Source organism: Kitasatospora sp. McL0602 (assembly GCF_052076145.1).
Taxonomy (GTDB): Bacteria; Actinomycetota; Actinomycetes; order Streptomycetales; family Streptomycetaceae; genus Kitasatospora.
In genome coordinates, this window is record NZ_CP197246.1 from 6235452 (window position 1) to 6252608 (window position 17157).

The window sequence follows — 17157 nt, forward strand, 5'->3', positions numbered from 1 at the left end:
ATGACGAAGTCTCGACAGCCCAATGGCGCCTCCTCGATCTACGAGGGCAAGGACGGCCGCTGGCACGGCCGCGTCACCGTCGGCGTCAAGGACGACGGCACCCCGGATCGTCGCCACGTCACGGCCAAGACCCGCGCCGAGGCCACCAAGAAGGTCCGGCAGCTGGAGAAGGACCGTGATGCCGGGACCGTCCGTAAGGCCGGCCAGAAGTGGACGGTCAAGACCTGGCTCACCCACTGGATCACCAACATCGTGCCGGAGACTGTCGGCGAGAACACCTTCTCCGGCTACGAGGTGGCGGTCCGCGTTCACCTCATCCCCGGCTTGGGCGCGCACCAGCTCCTGAAGCTGGAGCCCGAGCACCTGGAGCGCCTGTACAAGAAGATGCGGGCCAACGGCAAGGCTGCCGGCACCGCTCACCAGGCGCACCGCACTATCCGCGTCGCCCTCGGCGAGGCTGTGCGCCGAGGCCACCTCACGGTCAACGTCGCCTCGATCGCCAAGGCGCCGAAGCTGAACGAGGAGGAGGTCGAGCCGTACGAGGTCGAGCAGGTCCAGACCCTGCTCGACACGGCGCGCAAGCGGCGCAACTCCGCGCGCTGGGTCTTCGCCCTCTCGCTCGGCCTGCGGCAGGGAGAGGCGCTCGGCCTCCAGTGGACGGACATCGACTTCGACAAGGGCATCGCCTGGGTCCGGCGAGGCCGGCTGCGGCCCAAGTACGAGCACGGGTGCCGCGTGCACTGCGGACGTACGCCTGGCTACTGCCCCCAGAAGGTCAATATCCGGCGCGAGACCAAAGACACGAAGTCCAGGGCGGGCAAGCGCCCGGTCCCGCTGCCCAACCAGCTCGCCAAGATCCTTCGCCAGCACAAGGAGGAGCAGGATCGCGAGCGAGACAACGCCAGGGACCTGTGGGTGGACAAGGGGTACGTCTTCGCCTCTCCGGTCGGCGAGCCGACCAACCCCAGCACCGACTCCCACCACTGGAAGCGGCTCCTGCGCGAGGCCGGCATTCGCGACGGCCGCCTGCACGACGCTCGCCACACCGCGTCGACAGTCCTTCTTCTCCTCGGAGTGCCGGAACGGATCGTGATGGCGATCATGGGCTGGTCCTCGGCATCGATGGCCAAGCGCTACCAGCATGTCACCGACCCGATGCTGCATGACGTCGGCCAGAAGATCGATGGCCTGCTCTGGGGCAACGTGGCCGACGGCCCCGAAGCCTCTGGCGAAGACGCCGCCTGAGTCCGAAGTCCGAGTTGGGAGCAATGCAGTTCCATACAGGCTGAGGTCTGAGGTTGCCCCGCTTTGACGGACAGGTTCGGTGCGGTGGTCAGGCTACTTGAAGGGCTTCGTATTCGGCGGGGCTGCGGTAGTCGAGGCTGCTGTGGAGCCGGCGGAGGTTGAACCAGGACTCGATGAACTCGAAGATCGCGGCGTGGGCGGCAGCCCGGGTGGGCCAGGTCCGGCGGTCGATGAGCTCGCCCTTGAGGGTGGCGAAGAACGATTCCGCGAGGGCATTGTCCCAGCACTGACCGGTGCGACCGACCGACAGTCGAATACCGAACTCGCTTGCCAGGTCGGCGAATTGGCGACTGGTGTACTGGCAGCCGCGATCCGAGTGGAACACCACCCCGCGTGCCGGGCGCCGCCGGTGGCAGGCCTGACGCAGAGCGTCGGCGACCAGGTCGGTGCGCAGGTGGTCGGCGGTGGCCCAGCCGACGACGCGGCGGGAGGCGATGTCGATGACGGTGGCCAGGTAGAGCCAGCCCTCATCGGTGGGGATGTAGGTGATGTCGCCGCACCAACGGCGGTCGGTGGCAGCAGGGTTGGGCGTGAAGTCGCGCCGGATGAGGTCCGGCCGCGAGGGCGCGGCCGGGTCGGGGACCGTCGTGATGTGCCGACGTTTGGGGCACCGTCCCGCAAGTCCGGCGGCGCGCATGAGCCGGGCTATGCGCTTGCGTCCGCAGGCGGTGCCTCCGCGCTGAAGGGCGGCGTGCACGCGCGGGGCGCCGTAGGTACCGCGCGAGTCCTGGTGCACCTGGGCGATCTTGCCGGTGAGCTCCAGGTCGCGGGCCCGTCGGGCTCCAACGGCGCCAGTGCGGCGGGTGTAGAAGGCGGCTCTGGAGACCTGCAGCAGCTCGCACGCGCGTTTGACGCTGTGTCCGCCTTCTTTCTCCGCCTCGATGAACGGGTGCACGTTCACCGGGTCTCCTTCGCGAAGAAAATTGTCGCGCGCTTGAGGATCTCGACGTCCTCGCGCAGGCGCCGGTTCTCGCGGCGCAACGCCGCCAGTTCCTCGCGCTCGACGCTGGTCAGGCCGTCGCGCTCGCCCGCGTCGACCTCGGCCTGCCTGACCCAGTCCCGCACCGCCGTCACCGTCAGGTCGAAGTCCTTGGCCACCCGGCCGACCGAGCGGTCGCCCTGGCGGCACAGCGCGACGATCTCGGCCTTGAACTCCGGCGTGAACGACCGGCGAGGCCGAGGCTTCTTCTTCCCCATGCTCTCCATGATGGACATCCTCCCGGGGGACACAAATCCCCTGAGCTCAGGTGTCCGTCAAAGCGGGGCAGGGCCAGGTCCCCGCCACAAGGTGGTCGGGGACCTCAGCCTGTATGGAACTGTCCGAGTAGTGCGTGCCCCTGGCTGTTGGCTGTGGCGATGCCGGGTCCACCCGTCGTGGGCCTATGCGTCAAGTTCGTTGTCGGATCCTTTGGAGCCGCTATCGCTCTCTGTGTGCCGCTTCACGGCATCTTGGATATAGGGCATCTCATCCAAGTGATACCGGAGCCTGACCAGTTGCCATGCAGCCTCGTCCGGCAAGCCTCCAGCGAGTAGTCGCTGGAGGCGACGCACGCGCCAGCTGCTGATCGGGGCCAAGAGCCAGCGCACGGTGGTGACCTTCACATCGGCAGTGTGGCATTCCATCTCGTGTCAGTGAACAGTAAGAAGCCATTTCCATGATGCCTGCCATTTTCTGGAATCGGCCTGTTCGCGATCTTGGATCTGGCAAATGCGCTGGTCACATGACAGGCTTGGTGTGTCATGCGGCAGGCGGGGCTACTGTGAGCAGGGTGCCTAGATTTACTATCGCGGACTCCTGATGCTCTGCCAGTTTTTGAACAATTGATCGCAATGGGTGCTGCGGTGGAAGGACCGTCGGCCTGGCCAGGACGAATTCGCATCTTGGCCGCATCGCCATGCGGGGCTCCCGTGTCAGCGATCGCCGGGAGCGACAATGGCTTGATTGGAGTAGAACTGGCGTGCCATATCTGTCGATTGGCGGGCATGTTGCCACTGGGGATCGTTAACTTCTGGGGCAGGGATGTCCAGGAACCCGTTCACTGTTTCCCGCTTCGCCTGCCCGTCTAGGCATGGCGGCGAGGTGGGCATGAACGGAAATTCGGTTCAGGGGGGGTCTGTTGTCGACATCGGTGGAACTGGCCGCGACAGCTGCTGGTGCTTTTGCAGGTGCGATGGGTACTGACGTGTGGGGGCTCGTCAGACAACGGTGTGCGCAGTGGTTCCAGCGGCACGGAACGCCCGAGGAGGAGCAGGCCATCCTGGTTCGGCTCGACGAGTTTCAGCAAGAGCTTGCCGAGCTTCCTGAGGACGAGCGGGAGGGCGCTGAACGGTTCTACGCCGGACGTTTGGCGAAGGTGTTGCTGCCCTTGGCCGAGCGCAGCCCTGATGCAGAGGCTGAACTGTGGCAGCTGATCGAGGAACTGCGGAACGATCCGCGGTCCGCAGAGGCTGGCGTGGTGATCAACAGTGGTCAGACGTTCAAGAACATCAAGACTGGCGGTGGGGACTTCACTGTCGTCGGACGTGACCAGATCAGGGGGAGGAAGGCGTGAACCCCTACGAGTCGCTTGGGCCGGATGCCGAGCCGACGGCTCCTCCCCGCCAGTTCCTGACTCAGGTTGGAACAATTCCGCCGACAGGCGCCCAGGCGCCCGAGCCCGCCGCTGCGGCTTCGCCTCAGGAGTCTGGCGATCCCAACGGCGTCGCGATGACGGCTAATCAGATCGGTGGTGACGTCAACATCGCCCGCCGGGACCTCTACATCACGAAGTATGTCCAGGCTCTCGCGTACCTCCGCCCGCGCCCCCTCTCCCGCGAACACATCCTGCGACGTGATCTGTTCGAGCCACCGGGCGGGTTCACGGATGCGTCGCGCCTGCTCAAGCCCGAGCACGGTCAGGGAGACGCTCAGCACGTGTTGGTGCTTGTGACAGAGCGGGGAACGGGCGGGCGTACCGAGGCACTGCGACTGCTGGACGACTGCCTGCCGCTAGATGCCCGCCTCTTCGAGTTGCTTCCCGACTGGGAGAAGCCCGACGCTGCGCTCATCCCGGAGGAACCCAACACCGGCTACCTGCTCAACCTCGCGACTGAGGGTGGCTTCCTGTCCGACCGCTTTCGCGAGCAGCTGGCGCAGTACGCAGTCCGTGCCCGGACTGATGGCACTTGGCTGGTAGTGCTCGCGAGTCGTGACGCCTGGGGATCCGTCGCTGACGCCGCCAGCGGGACAGCAGTTCCTGCCGTGCCTGCGATTCGGCCAAGCGCCGCCGGTGTCGTGGAGCGCAGGCTGCTCGCAAAGTCTGACACCGCAGACCGGGTCAAGTGGCTGAGCATGAGCGACAGCGTGTTCGTCAATCTGCTCACTCCGGACACCGCTCCGGGAGAGGCGGAACGCCTCGCCGGCATCATCGCGCGGGCCACTGCCCACGACGACGCCAACGCCCGAGCCGAGTACAAGAACTGGGAAGGCGTGCTCGAGCAGTGGTTCAGCGGTGATGAGGACGGCGCACCCCGACCACGAGCGCTCCGGATCGCCGGCGCATTTCTGGACTGCTGCCCTGCACGGGTGGTGCTGGATGCCGCCGACCGGCTCCTCGCCATGTCACAGGTGAACTGGCCGACCTTACCTGGCGGTCCACTGGCCGGCCCCGATGCCAAAAGCCGGTGCGCCGACGCGGACATTGCCTTCCGGGCGAACGGCACAGCCTCGATCAGCCAGGACCGTCCGGGGATCGACCGGGCAGTGCTTCGTCACGTGTGGCACACAAGGCCGCAGCTTGTCCCCGTGCTGAAGGACTGGTTGGGTCAGATCAGTGCTGCCAAGGAGATCGCAGAGCCGTACCGCGAGCGCCTGGCGTCCGCCTTGACCACGCTCGCCGAATCCGAAGGGCCGGGAACGATCCTCGACCTAGTCGAGCAATGGCTCGCCCAGGAGGGACGCAAGAGTCTGGCGGTCAATGTCCTCGACGACCTGGCCGTCCACCCGGTGATCGGTGCAGCTGTTCGCGACAAGCTCCGCAACTGGGCGAAGGGGACGAGCAAGGGTGAGCGGCAACGCGCAGTGGTCGCAGTCTGCGGCCGGCAGCTTGGCCGCGACTTCCCGCACATCGCGCTGACCCGCCTGCGCTACGTCCTTGATCAACCTGCTGACGAGGCCACGGCACGAGCGGCCCTCGACACCTTGGCTGGCATGCTTGGTGAGCCGACGCTTGCCGCCCAGGTGCTCAAGGCGCTTGTCGACTGGATGCCGGAGCAGGACGGCGACGCCAGGCCGCCGAGTACGAGCGCGACGACCTTCATTGGTCTCCTGGACCTTGGTACCGCAGGGACGGCGGATGATGACGGGGTCGGCTCCGTTGCCGCCTTGGTGCTCGATCTGCTCAGCCATGAGGGAGCGGAGGGCGAAGCAGTCCGGAAGCTCCTGATGGACGGATGGCGCGCCGCATGGCGCAACAGCGGAACGCGGTCGGTCGCGGCGCTAGCCCTGGATAGTTGGTGTCGCGCTGCAGAGGCGAGCAAGATCCCGGGTGGCCTTCTGCAGGAGGTGATTTCGGTTGTCTTCGAGGAAGAGGCTGACAGCCTCGGCGACGACCTCAACCACCTCCTCGGCGGTGACAGCGAATTGCGCCGCGGTCTGCGGCACCAGTATGCCCAAGCTATCCGTGACGCCATGGCCGCTCGCGCCCGCATCAGTGCGTCGGCCGAGTGAGTCGCTTCCGACTCTGGGGAGGTCGCCCAGGGCCCAGGCCCGAGGCGACCTCTGCGGTTGACCGCTTCCCGAACTCGTTTACGACCGTACTGAACAGTGCGCGTGGTGGCCTTCGGTTCACAGCCGTGGTGTCATACGAATTCGCGGTGCCCGCTGACGTCGGGGCTCCTCCTCTGCACCCGCACGCGCTCACTCGATCACTGCTTCGTGCCGAGGCTGAGCGAGTCAGCCAGAGGTTTCTACCTCTACAGACCGAGGAGGCGGAGGACGCTGTCAATGGTGCGCTGGCGGACCCGATCGGGGTGGATCCACGCATCACGATCACTGGTGGGGTCGTGCTCAGCCTCGACGCGGAGACCGCGGAGTACGCCCGCCAACAGGCACTCACCGAACGCCGAATCCGGCTGGATGAGCAACGCGAGACCGCTCGGCTTGCCGCGCTGCGTGAACGCCTTGCTGACGATGCTCTCGGTCTGACCTGGTGGATCGACAAGTACGCAGACCTTCAGTTCGCGACAGGCGATCCGGAGGTGAAGGCCACTGCGGTGATCAAGGCGTTTGCTGGCGTACGCGCCGCACTGCGGCGTGAAGAGATAGATCTCATGCCGAAGGAGAGGGACTTGGTGTCAGCCAGGGTCGACGAACTCTTGAGCGCCTTGGAAGATCCGGACACCGGCGCTCGGGCTGCGGGGCTTCTGGAACAACTGGTGCACATTCTCCACAGTGACGCGCAACGCCCAGCTCGGCCATGATGCACAGTGCCACACTGCTGCTCAGCCAGCGTGGCAGGGACCACTCGGCAGTACTCAGCGTTACCGGTGTAGGGATCCAGTCGGCTCTGGGCACTGTCTTGCAGGCCGATGGCGCTGGGGCACGTCTGGGCGATGAGTCCGAAGACTCCGGTAAGAGGGGCCGGTGAGGCCCCAAAACCGAACTGAGACCAAAACTGAGACCACGGCACGACGAAGGCCCCAACCGCTGAGCGGTCGGGGCCTTCGTTATGGCTGGTCAGCCATGGCGGAGGATACGAGATTCGAACTCGTGAGGGGTTGCCCCCAACACGCTTTCCAAGCGTGTGCTCCCGTCAGGCGGCGGCGGTGGCCAGGAGGTCGAGGAGGCGGGTGACCTCGGTGGTGACGGCTTGGCGGGCCGGGGTGAGGTATTTGCGGGGGTCGACGAGGTCGGGGTGGGTGGTGAGGGCGGTGCGGATCTCGTGGGTGAAGACCTTGTTGAGGTGGGTGCCGATATTGACCTTGGTGATGCCGGCGCGGACCGCCTGGACGAGGCCGTCGTCGCCGACGCCGGAGGAGCCGTGCAGGACGAGCGGTACGGGGACGGCTGCGCGGAGTCGGGCGATGAGCTCGAAGTCGAGTGCGGCGTCGCGAGTGAGCATGGCGTGCGAGCTGCCGACGGCGACGGCCAGGGCGTCGACGCCGGTGGCTTCGGCGAAGTCGCGGGCCTCGGCCGGGTCGGTGCGTACGCCGGGGGCGTGGGCGCCGTCCTTGCCGCCGACCTCGCCCAGCTCGGCCTCGACCGAGACGCCCCGGCGGTGGCAGTGGGCGGCGGCCTCGGCGGTGGCGGTGACGTTCTCCGCGTACGGGAGGCGGGCGGCGTCGAACATGACCGAGGTGAGGCCGAGCGCCACCGCCTCGTGCACCAGGGTGGCCGACTCGGCGTGGTCAAGGTGGACGGCGACCGGGACGGCCGCGCAGCGGGCGGCGGCGAGGGCGGCCAGGGCTATCGGCTCCAGGGCGCCGTGGTAGCGCACGGCGTTCTCGCTGATCTGCAGGATCACCGGCCGGTCGGCAGCCTCGGCCCCGGCGATCACGGCCTGGACGTGTTCGAGCTGGATGGCGTTGAACGCGCCGACGCCGGTGCCCTCCTGTGCGGCGCGGTCGACGATCTCACGGCTGGTGACGAGGGGCATGGACTTCCTCCACGAGTACGGCGGTGCGGAACCGCCGGTGGGCCTGCGGGTCGAAGGCGCCGGCGAGCGGGGCGAGCACTGCGGCGGCGGAGAGGGCGACGGCCTCGCGCAGCAGCGTGGGCCAGTCGTCGGCGGTGGTGAGGCCACGGGCGAGGGCGGCCACGCAGGCGTCGCCCGCGCCCGTCGGGTTGCCGGTCAGCTGCTCGGGTGGCCGGGCGCGCCAGGTGCCCTCGGGGGTGACGGCGCAGAGTCCGTCGGGCCCGAGTGAGGCGGCCACCGCGTGGGTGCCCCGGGCGAGCAGCTTCCGGGCGGCGAGCAGCGGCCGGGGCTCGCCGGTCACGGCGTGCAGCTCGGCGGCGTTGGGTTTGACGATGTCGGGGCCCGCGTCGAGGGCGTGCAGGAGCGCGGGCCCGGAGGCGTCGAGGATCGTACGGCAGCCGGCCTCGGCCGCAGCCCGGACGAGCTGGCCGTACGCGTCGGGGGGCAGGCCCGGCGGGAGGCTGCCGGAGAGGACGACGACCTCCGCCGTCCGGAGCAGCCTGCGGTAGCGGACGGTGAAGTCGGCCCACTCGTCGGGGCGGATCAGTGGGCCGCGCTCGTTGAACACCGTGGCGTCGCCCGCCTCGCGGGAGACCACGGTGACCGTGCGCCGGGTGTCGCCGTCGACGGAGACGAGTTCGTCGCGCAGGCCGCTCTCTGCGAGGTCGACGCGGAGCTGCCGCCCGGTGGGGCCGCCCACGAGCCCGGTGACGGTGACGGGGGTGCCGAGGGTGTGCAGCACCCGGGCGACGTTGATGCCCTTCCCGCCGGCGCGGGCGTGCAAGGCACCGACCGGGTGCGAGGAGTTCGGCACCAGCCGGTCCACCTCGTAGGTGACGTCGACGGCCGCGTTGAGCGTGACGGTGAGGATCACCGTGCCGGGTCCTTCGCGCAGGGCGCCATGAGGGCTCCAGGTGCCGAGATTGGGCAATGAGTGACTATTTCTGCTTGATTAATAGCCTCTTCGAGCACTAATGCGCAAGGTCTGGGCGTCCGACTGTGACCCAACCGATGCCGGTCGGGGCTGCGCGGGGCCTTGACAGCGGTCCGGCGGGATGGAACCTTGCGCAAAGCTGCTCGAAGCTACCCAGCTCTGAGCAGGATCGATCACCCTCACTAGTATTCGCCTCGACCCCCCAGGAGTCCCCCATGAGGTGGCGTCAGAAGTTGCTCGGCGTCAGTGCCGCGACCGCCGTGTCCGCGGCCCTGCTCGTGTCATCCGGCCAGACCCCGGCCCAGGCCGATCCGGTTGCTGCGAACACCAGTGCGCCGGTTGGTGTGAAGCCGTTGATGGGTTTCAACAACTGGGCGCGGTTCACGTGTTCGGCGCAGGCGCGGCTGGACGGGTCGCGTGCGGGGTATTCGTTCCAGCAGTTCATGCAGGATCAGGCGAAGGCGATGTCGGACACGGGTCTGGTGGCTGCGGGGTACACCAATCTGACGGTGGACGACTGTTGGATGCAGCGGACGTCGGCGGGGTATCTGCATGGTGCGGCGAGTTGGGGTGGGAGTTCGCAGCCGGGGTTCGACTGGGAGCTGACGGGTTACGCGTCGTATCTGCACGGGTTGGGGATGCAGGCGGGGCTGTACAGCACGTCGGGGGTGAACACCTGTCAGGGTGTGCCGGGCGGGGTGCAGGGTCATGAGCAGGTGGACGCGAACTCGTTGGCGTACTGGGGTATCGACTCCCTGAAGCTGGACAACTGCGGGACGAGCATCACCAACCGGCAGTCGGAGTTCACGGCGACGGCGAACGCGTTGGGCACGGCGACGGCGGGCAGCGGCCGCAAGATTCTCTTCAACGAGTCGGCGCCGGCCGGGTACGGCCCGACGGTGGCGGAGAAGTACAACTCGTTGGACTGGGTGCGGTCGCTGGGGCAGATGTGGCGGGTGAGTCCGGACATCGCGGTGTGGCACGGTGACGGGGCGTCGGCGTGGGACTGGCCGCACGGCGGGGACTACTACGAGGGTGGGGTGTACCAGAACTTCACCGACGCGGTGGCGCTGGCCCGCTACAACGGCCCCGGCAACAGCAACGACGCGGACATGCTGCTGATCGGCGACAACAACCAGCTCACCCTGGCGGAGCAGCGCAGCCAGTTCGCGCTGTGGTCGGCGATGGGCTCGCCGTTGATGATCAGCTCGGACGTGCGCAAGATGGCCGCCGACCCGGCCGCCTACGCGGCTCAGCTGGGCATTCTGAAGAACAGTGACATCATCGCGGTCGACCAGGACGCGCTGGGGGCGGGCGGCTACCTCGCCTCCCGGAACGACGCCTCCGCGACGGCGGGGATCGATGTCGTCGTGAAGCCGCTGGCCGGCGGCAGGCGTGCGGTGGCGGTGCTGAACAAGAACGCCACCGCGACGCCCTACACCGTCAACCTGGCGGACCTCGGGTTCGGCAACACCTCCTGCAGCCGGACCGTGCGTGACCTGTGGGCGCACACCGACCAGCAGGTGCAGGCGTCGTTCAGCACGACCATCGCCGCCCACGACACCGCGATGTACACCGTCGACCCGGGCAGCTGCGGCACGGCGACCCCGACCGGGCAGATCCAGGCTGCGCAGTCCGGCTTCCAGGCGACCGCGCTGTGCCTGGACGCCTACTACGGCGCCACGCCGGGTGCGAAGGTCGCGCTCTACGGCTGCACCGGCAACAGCAACCAGCAGTGGCAGCGCCAGAGCAACGGCCTGATCTCCTCCCGGCAGAACCCGGCGCTGTGCATCTCCGGCAGCTCCACCGGCCTGGCCCTGGCGACCTGCAACACCGCCGACGGCAAGCAGAGGTGGACCTACAACCGGCAGGGCCAGCTCCGCCAGGACAGCGGCGCCTGCATCGACATCACCGGCAGCAACTTCGCCGACCCCAACGCCGTCGTCGACACCTACGCCTGCGGCACCCACCAGCCCAACCAGACCTGGACCGCACCCTTCGACACCCCGCCCACGTCCTGACAAGAAGGTGAGCACCCCGCGTGTCCAAGTACGAGCGGTGGAACGCACTGTTGGAGCTGCTGGCAGCGCACGGCCGCCTGGCGGTCGAGCAGGCCGCCGAGCTGCTCGAGGTCTCGGTGGCCACCATCCGCCGCGACCTCGACCAGCTCGCCGCCCAGCAGGTGGTCACCAGGACACGCGGCGGTGCCGTCGCTCACCGGGTCTCCTACGACCTGCCGCTCCGCTACAAGGCCGCCCGTCACACCGGGGCCAAGCAGCGGATCGGCGCAGCCGTCGCCGCACTGGTCGCCCCCGGTGAGGTGGTCGGCCTGAACGGCGGGACCACCACCACCGAGGTCGCCCGTGCGCTGAGCGCCCGCCCCACGCCGGGGCGGGTGCTCACCATCGTCACCAACGCGCTGAACATCGCCAACGAGCTGACCGTCCGGCCGCAGGTGAGGGTGGTGGTGCCCGCCGGGGTGGCCCGCCCGCAGTCGTACGAGCTGATCGGCCCGCTCGCCGACCGGTCACTCGCCGGCCTCTCGCTGGACGTCACCGTGCTCGGCGTCGACGCGCTCGACGTCGTGCACGGCGCGACCGGCCACCACGAGGGCGAGGCGGGCGTCAACCGGCTGCTCGCCGAGCGGGCCCGCCGGGTCGTGGTCGCGGCCGACTCCTCCAAGCTCGGCCGTAGGGCCTTCGCTCGGATCTGCGGCCTGGAGCTGGTCGGCACCCTCGTCACGGACAGCGCCGTCGACCCGGGTCTGGCCGCAGCCTTCGCCGACGCCGGCGTCCGGGTGATCCCGGCCTAGCCGCGCCCGAGTACGGCGGTGCAGGCCGGAGCGCCGAGCACTCGGACCAGTACGCCGTTCGCCTCCGGGGAGCGCTGTCCGGCGAGGCTGGCGGCCTCCGCCCAGGTGCCGGTCGAGGGGTGCGCCCAGGCCATCGCGACGGAGTGCTCGGCCGGGGTGAGCCCGGCGAGTACGGCCCCGGGCTTCCCGGTGGCTTCCCGGTCGATGCCGAGGCTGCCGTCCTGCCGGACCGACAGCGCGTGGCTCGGGCTCCAGGGAGGCCGTACGGGGAGTCCCGGGGGAGTGCCCGAACGGCAACGAATTTCGGCCCCCGCATGTGATGTGGTCACATGCGGGGGCCGTCGTCCGGCAGTGACGGCTCAGCGGGTGGCCATCAGCAGGTACTCGTGCGAGCGGTTGGTCCGCATCGGGTCGTCGCCGCCGGTCGGCGGGCGCTCGTAGAGGTGGACGCGCTCGTCGCCGAGGGTGAGGTGGCGGCCGAGGACGCGGGCGGCGTCCCAGGCGAGCGGGACGAAGCGGTCGGCGATGCGGCGGTTCTGGACAGCGATCACGGCGTGGGCGCCGGGCCGCATGACGGCCGCGATGGCGGCGAAGGCCTCGTCCAGGGCGCCCAGGTAGTCGTCGTACTCGCGCAGGGCGTAGAACTGGCCGTCGGCGACGGCGTCGGTGTCCAGGTTGGTGCCGAAGTACGGGAGGTCGCAGAGCACCAGGTCCACCGAGCCGGGCTCCAGTGGGGGCTTGCGGGCGTCGCCGGTGTGCATCTCCTGGCCGGGGTAGGCCTTCAGCCACTGCCGGGCCTGCTCGGCGCGCTCCGGGTTGACCTCGATGCCGATGCCGCGGCGGCCCTCGGCGGCGGCCGCCACCAGCGTGGTGCCCCAGCCGGCGAACGGGTCGAACACCAGGTCGCCGGGCTTGCTCAACTCGGCGATCAGCGGCCGTAACTGACTGACCAGGCCGGACTGTCCGGCGGCGTCGGTGCGGGCGTACTCCGGGTCCTCGCCGCCGAGTACCAGCCAGCTGGAAACTGCCATGTGGATCACTGTTCCTTCGATCGAAGACGGACGGGTGGTGCAGCGCAACGGCGGTTTCGGCGTCAGTAGTTGGGGAGTTTGCGGAGCAGCTCGCGGCGGTCGACGATCTCCGGGGTGTAGACCTTCTCCTGCCAGTCGGCCGGGTCGACCGGCTCCAGGGCGATGGAGACGGCGCCCTCCTCGCAGCCGAGGTTCTCCTGGAGCGCCTTGGTGAGCGCCTCGACCAGCCGGGCGCCCTGCTCGTCGCTGATCACGGTGGGGAAGTACTTGATGTTGACGTGCGGCACGGCGGTGACCTGCTCTCCAGAGACGGGGGTATTGAGGCGGCGGCCTTCGCCGAGGGACTGCCGGATCGCGCCGACCAGGGCGTCGACGTCGGGGTCGCGGAGCATGCCGTAGTGGTCGGCGTCGAGGCCGACCAGCAGCGGCGGTTCGGCGGAGTAGCCGGTGCTGTTCTCGATGAACGAGTAGTCGTCGTGCGCGGCCTTGACCACCGTCACCGGTGCCAAGACCCGACGTGTTCTCAACTCATGGAAGTTGTACGTGAGTTCGTACGTCTGCCGGACGATGGCGATGACCCGGGTGACGAGCGCCTCGTCCAGGCCGTCGTAGCGCTCGACGAGGTGCGCGACGAAGCTCTCCTCGTCGACGGCGACGCTCAGGCACTCGTCCAGCCCCGGGCCGGTCACGGTGCCGGCGAAGACCGAGAACAGGATCGTCACGTACGCCGGGTCCGCGAACGAGGCCCGGCCGCTGGCACCGGCGGCGGATGCCCGCAGGGTCGGCATGCCGGGGGCGATCAGCAGCAGTTGGTCGACCGTCTGGCCGGCCTGCTCCAGCAGTGCGGCGGTGGTGAACGCCACCCGGGCGCCGAAGGAGTAGCCCCAGAGCGTGTACGGGCCCTCGGGCTGGATCTCCCGGATCGCCCGCACGTCGGCCTCGGCCATCTCCTCGATGGTGGCGTACGGCGTCTCGCCCTCGTTGATCCCGTGCGCCTGGACGCCGTAGAAGGGGCGGCCGTTGTCCAGCCGCCGGGCCAGCAGCCGCAGGTTCATCGGGTAGCCGCCGAGACCTGGCCAGCAGTGCACCGGCCGCCCGGCGGTCGCGGCGCCCAGCGGCACCAGCCGGGAGGACGGGGTGCCGGCCCGCTCGCCGTCGATCCGGCGGGCCAGGCCCTCGATGGTCGGGGTCTCGAAGATCACCTGGAGCGGCAGTGACCAGCCGAACTCCCGGTTCAGCCGGTTGACCAGGCCGACCGCGATCAGCGAGTTGCCGCCCGACTCGAAGAAGTCGTCGTCGACGGAGACGGTCTGCTGCTTCATCGCGGCCTTCCACAGCTCGCGGATGCGCCGCTCGGTGGTCGTCCGGGGGTTCACGAAGGGCCGGTCGGCGGGGGAGACGTCGGTCTCGGGGGAGGCCTCCAGGGCCTTGATGTCGATCTTCCCGTTGGCGGTCAGCGGCAGCCGGTCCATCACCACTACCCGGTTGGGCACCATGTAGTCGGGCAGCAGCGAGACCAGGTCGGCCTTGATCATCTCGGCCGGGCCCTGCATGTGGACGGTGTCCTCGTACATGCCCTCGTGGGCGAGCTGCTCCTCGCTGACCCTGCCCCCGACGAAGAAGTACGACGGGCCGGTCCAGTGGCCGGTGGCGGCCAGCACCTCCGCCATCCGCTTGGCGGCGGGCAGGTCGTGGCCGGTCTTGGAGCTGTAGCCGGAGGCCATGAAGCCGAAGCGGGAGTCGTTCATCTGGAGGTGCTGGAGCTTGCGCCCGAGATCCAGGTAGGACCGCCACTCCTCGTCCGTCGTACTCACCAGGGTGATGCCGAGCGCCGCGCGCTCGTAGACCTGCTGGTTGATGGCTATGACGTGCCGCTTGAGCACCAGATCGTCCGAGATCCGCTCCAACGCGCCGTCCAGGTACCGGTACTGGCCCTCCGCCAGGTCGTCCACCCCACCGGCGTGGACCTGCACGTAGACGTCCACCGGGACGTCCGGCTTCTCGCCCCGGTAGCGGTACGGCACCAGGTCGAAGACGCCCAGGTAGTAGTCCTCCTCGGCGCAGTCCAGCTGCTTTATCGCCGTCGGGTCGTACGGGCCCTGGACGACGTCCAGCCCGTGGCCGGGGAGCACCGACTCCAGCATGCCGACCATGTGGCCGGCCTCGATCTCCAGAACCTCCTGGAGGTTGTTGCGGTAGACCGAGGCGATCGCCCGCCGACGGCCCACGAAGTGGAAGCGGGTGCCGCCCTCGTGCGGCTCGGCCCGCTCCGAGATCAGCACCAGCTGGTGGTGCAGCGGGTGGTAGTAGTAGTAGCCGGCCGCCAGGCCGACGGTGCCGCCCGTCTCCACGTACAGCTGCGTCGCGTACAGCGAACCCGGGGACGCGTAGCCGTACTTGGGCAGCAGCCGCTCCTCGCTCGGGAACTGGCCGAACCAGCGCAGCGTCTCGCCCAGCTCGTCGAGGCTCAGGGTGTCCGGGCAGCGGTATCCCGCGCCCTCGGTGCGCCGCTCCAGCAGCTCGGCGAGGTCGGCGTGCCGGACTTCGCCGCCCTCGTAGAAGCGGTACGTCTTGCGCTCGAAGACCCGGCGGCGCTGCTCGGTGGTCGGGGCCTGGCCGGGCAGTTCGACGGTCGGGCGCCCGGCCAGATCGTCGGCGTCGCGGCAGCCGTCGGCCGAGAGCTGGGCCCGCACCTGGAGGCGGCTGGCCTTCGAGACGTGGTGCGAGCCGTGCGCGCCCTGATCCATCAACGCGGCCTCGCGCGGGCTCAGTTCGATGCAGGCGATGAGGTTCTGGTAGCCCGTCGCCGGGTCGTCCTTGACCAGGACGGCTGCGTTCTTCACCCAGTCGTGGCTCTCGATGGCCAGCCGGATCTCGTCCAACTCGACCCGGTACCCGCGCAGTTTGACCTGCCGGTCGACCCGGCCGGCGAAGTGGTAGCGGCCGTCGGCGTCCTGGAAGGCGAGGTCGCCGGTGCGGTAGAGCACGGCATGGTCGGGGTCGGCGTGGCCGGGGTCGGCGGAGTACGGGTTGGGGGTGAACCGCTCGGTGGTGAGATCGGGCCGGTGCAGGTAGCCCCGGGAGACCTGGACGCCGCTGATGTACAGCTCGCCCGTCCCGCCGGGCGGCACGGGCGCGCGATCGGCGTCCAGCACGTGGAAGGCCAGGCCGTCGACGGGGGTACCGATCGCGACGGCCTTCGGCCCGTCGGGGAGCAGGGCCAGCTCGGCCGGGTCGACGGTGTGGGTGGAGGAGTTGATCGTGCACTCGGTCGGGCCGTAGAGGTTGACCAGTTGGCAGCCCGGCAGGATCTCCAGGAACTTCGCCGACAGCACCCGGGGCAGCGCCTCGCCGCCGCAGAACACCTGCGTCAGCGAGCTGCACTCGTGCAGCCGGTCGGTCTCCACGATGGCCTGGAGCAGCGTCGGCACGCACTGGAGGGCCGTCACCCGGTGCCGCACGATGGTGTCGATCAGGCCCTCCGGGTCGCGGTAGACCCCGGGCTCGCCCATCACGATCCGACTCCCGCAGGCGTTGGCCAGCAGCTCCCACTGCGCCGCGTCGAAGCTCATCGGGGTCTTCTGCAGCACCGTGGTGTCCGGCCCGAGGCCGTACTCCCCGGCCAGCCAGCGCAGTTGGTGGACGACGCTGCGGTGCTCGATCATCACGCCCTTGGGGCGGCCGGTGGAGCCGGAGGTGTAGATCACGTACGCGAGGTCCCCCGGGCCGGTGGCGGCCTCAGGTGCCTCCCCGGCGTACCGGGCGGCGTCCGCCGGGGTGACGATCCGGGTGCCGGGCGGGACGATCCCGGCCAGCCGCTCGCGGAGCGGCTCCTCGGTCAGGATCACCGAGGTGCGGGAGTCCTCGACCATGTACCGCAGGCGCTCGTCGGGGTAGTCCGGCGAGAGCGGGAGGTAGGCGCCGCCGGCCGACAGCACCCCCCAGGTGCTCAGCGGCAGCGAGACCGACGGGTACAGGAAGACGCCGACGCAGTCGTCCGGCCGCACCCCGAGGCCGCGCAGACAGACGGCGAGACCGTCCGCGCCGTCCGCGAGTTCGCGGTAGGTCAGGATCTCCTTCCCGCACTCCACCGCGACGTCGTCGGGGCGGCTGCGCACCTGCTCCGCGAGCAGATCCGTCAGGCGTGTCCCCAGACTTTCCACTCCACCCTCCTTTCCAAATGGAACTCGAATAGTCACAACGCTGGAAACTATGGGTTTCGGCCGCGAGTTTGGCAAGGGGGATTGGCAGGTGCGAATGGGTCGGTAAAGTGCCGTCACTTTCGGCGCACGGTCGATCACTTAGCAGCTCGGAGAGTGGTCGAATGACCTGATCCGTCCGATATGAACCCCGAAATTTCGCGCAGTGCACAGACCCGAACCATCACGCCTGTGGCGAATG

14 protein-coding genes are annotated in these 17157 nt (G+C 69.0%); 6 read left to right on the plus strand and 8 right to left on the minus strand.

The window, feature by feature from the left end; all coding sequences use genetic code 11:
• A complete protein-coding gene (locus ACR68M_RS28275; RefSeq protein ID WP_441246967.1) occupies positions 1-1245 on the plus strand; it encodes a tyrosine-type recombinase/integrase in 1245 nt (414 codons plus the stop codon).
• Positions 1246-1333: 88 nt separating this feature from the next.
• On the opposite strand, the gene ACR68M_RS28280 is transcribed toward ACR68M_RS28275, so the two are convergent.
• Both ACR68M_RS28280 and ACR68M_RS28285 read right to left on the minus strand, forming a co-directional pair.
• Positions 1334-2206, minus strand: coding sequence for an IS3 family transposase (locus ACR68M_RS28280; protein ID WP_441246968.1), 873 nt, complete (start codon positions 2204-2206; stop codon positions 1334-1336).
• A complete protein-coding gene (locus ACR68M_RS28285) occupies positions 2203-2511 on the minus strand; it encodes a transposase (protein WP_441246969.1) in 309 nt (102 codons plus the stop codon). Before ACR68M_RS28285 ends, ACR68M_RS28280 begins: the two co-directional genes overlap by 4 nt.
• Positions 2512-3422: 911 nt before the next feature.
• Here ACR68M_RS28285 and ACR68M_RS28290 point away from each other — a divergent pair.
• The 3 genes from ACR68M_RS28290 to ACR68M_RS28300 all read left to right on the plus strand — a co-directional run bounded on the left by ACR68M_RS28290 (position 3423) and on the right by ACR68M_RS28300 (position 6765).
• Complete coding sequence (locus ACR68M_RS28290; RefSeq protein ID WP_441246970.1) at positions 3423-3857, plus strand: hypothetical protein; 435 nt, start codon at positions 3423-3425, stop codon at positions 3855-3857.
• A complete protein-coding gene (locus tag ACR68M_RS28295; RefSeq protein WP_441246971.1) occupies positions 3854-6013 on the plus strand; it encodes a hypothetical protein in 2160 nt (719 codons plus the stop codon). Before ACR68M_RS28290 ends, ACR68M_RS28295 begins: the two co-directional genes overlap by 4 nt.
• A 146-nt stretch (positions 6014-6159) precedes the next feature.
• The gene (locus ACR68M_RS28300; protein WP_441246972.1) at positions 6160-6765 is read left to right on the plus strand and encodes a hypothetical protein; all 606 of its coding nucleotides are present in this window, start codon (positions 6160-6162) and stop codon (positions 6763-6765) included.
• A gap of 332 nt (positions 6766-7097) precedes the next feature.
• Here the strand turns inward: ACR68M_RS28300 and ACR68M_RS28305 are convergent, their stop codons facing one another.
• The 3 genes from ACR68M_RS28305 to ACR68M_RS28315 form a co-directional block, all read right to left on the minus strand.
• A complete protein-coding gene (locus tag ACR68M_RS28305; protein WP_441246973.1) occupies positions 7098-7940 on the minus strand; it encodes a class II fructose-bisphosphate aldolase in 843 nt (280 codons plus the stop codon).
• Positions 7918-8853 (minus strand): 1-phosphofructokinase family hexose kinase, encoded by a 936-nt coding sequence (locus ACR68M_RS28310; protein WP_441246974.1) that lies wholly within the window; start codon positions 8851-8853, stop codon positions 7918-7920. Before ACR68M_RS28310 ends, ACR68M_RS28305 begins: the two co-directional genes overlap by 23 nt.
• Positions 8854-9139: 286 nt before the next feature.
• The gene (locus ACR68M_RS28315) at positions 9140-9358 is read right to left on the minus strand and encodes a hypothetical protein (protein ID WP_441251811.1); all 219 of its coding nucleotides are present in this window, start codon (positions 9356-9358) and stop codon (positions 9140-9142) included.
• Here ACR68M_RS28315 and ACR68M_RS28320 point away from each other — a divergent pair.
• A complete protein-coding gene (locus ACR68M_RS28320) occupies positions 9270-10934 on the plus strand; it encodes a ricin-type beta-trefoil lectin domain protein (RefSeq protein ID WP_441251738.1) in 1665 nt (554 codons plus the stop codon). The genes ACR68M_RS28315 and ACR68M_RS28320 overlap by 89 nt on opposite strands.
• 20 nt (positions 10935-10954) lie before the next feature.
• The gene (locus tag ACR68M_RS28325; RefSeq protein ID WP_441246975.1) at positions 10955-11725 is read left to right on the plus strand and encodes a DeoR/GlpR family DNA-binding transcription regulator; all 771 of its coding nucleotides are present in this window, start codon (positions 10955-10957) and stop codon (positions 11723-11725) included.
• Here ACR68M_RS28325 and ACR68M_RS28330 read toward each other — a convergent pair.
• The 3 genes from ACR68M_RS28330 to ACR68M_RS28340 all read right to left on the minus strand — a co-directional run bounded on the left by ACR68M_RS28330 (position 11722) and on the right by ACR68M_RS28340 (position 16919).
• Entirely contained in the window at positions 11722-12054 is a 333-nt protein-coding gene (locus ACR68M_RS28330) for a hypothetical protein (RefSeq protein WP_441246976.1), read from the minus strand. The genes ACR68M_RS28325 and ACR68M_RS28330 overlap by 4 nt on opposite strands.
• Before the next feature lie 30 nt (positions 12055-12084).
• Entirely contained in the window at positions 12085-12756 is a 672-nt protein-coding gene (locus tag ACR68M_RS28335; RefSeq protein WP_441246977.1) for a TRM11 family SAM-dependent methyltransferase, read from the minus strand.
• A 62-nt stretch (positions 12757-12818) separates the two neighbouring features.
• Positions 12819-16919, minus strand: coding sequence for an amino acid adenylation domain-containing protein (locus tag ACR68M_RS28340; RefSeq protein WP_441246978.1), 4101 nt, complete (start codon positions 16917-16919; stop codon positions 12819-12821).
• Positions 16920-17157: the final 238 nt, after the last annotated feature.

Coding starts and splice junctions, on each gene's coding strand:
- ACR68M_RS28275 (WP_441246967.1), top strand. CDS start 1: ATGACGAAGTCTCGACAGCCCAATGGCGCCTCCTCGATCTACGAGGGC.
- ACR68M_RS28285 (WP_441246969.1), bottom strand. CDS start 2,511: ATGGAGAGCATGGGGAAGAAGAAGCCTCGGCCTCGCCGGTCGTTCACG.
- ACR68M_RS28305 (WP_441246973.1), bottom strand. CDS start 7,940: ATGCCCCTCGTCACCAGCCGTGAGATCGTCGACCGCGCCGCACAGGAG.
- ACR68M_RS28320 (WP_441251738.1), top strand. CDS start 9,270: ATGGGTTTCAACAACTGGGCGCGGTTCACGTGTTCGGCGCAGGCGCGG.
- ACR68M_RS28315 (WP_441251811.1), bottom strand. CDS start 9,358: ATGAACTGCTGGAACGAATACCCCGCACGCGACCCGTCCAGCCGCGCC.
- ACR68M_RS28335 (WP_441246977.1), bottom strand. CDS start 12,756: ATGGCAGTTTCCAGCTGGCTGGTACTCGGCGGCGAGGACCCGGAGTAC.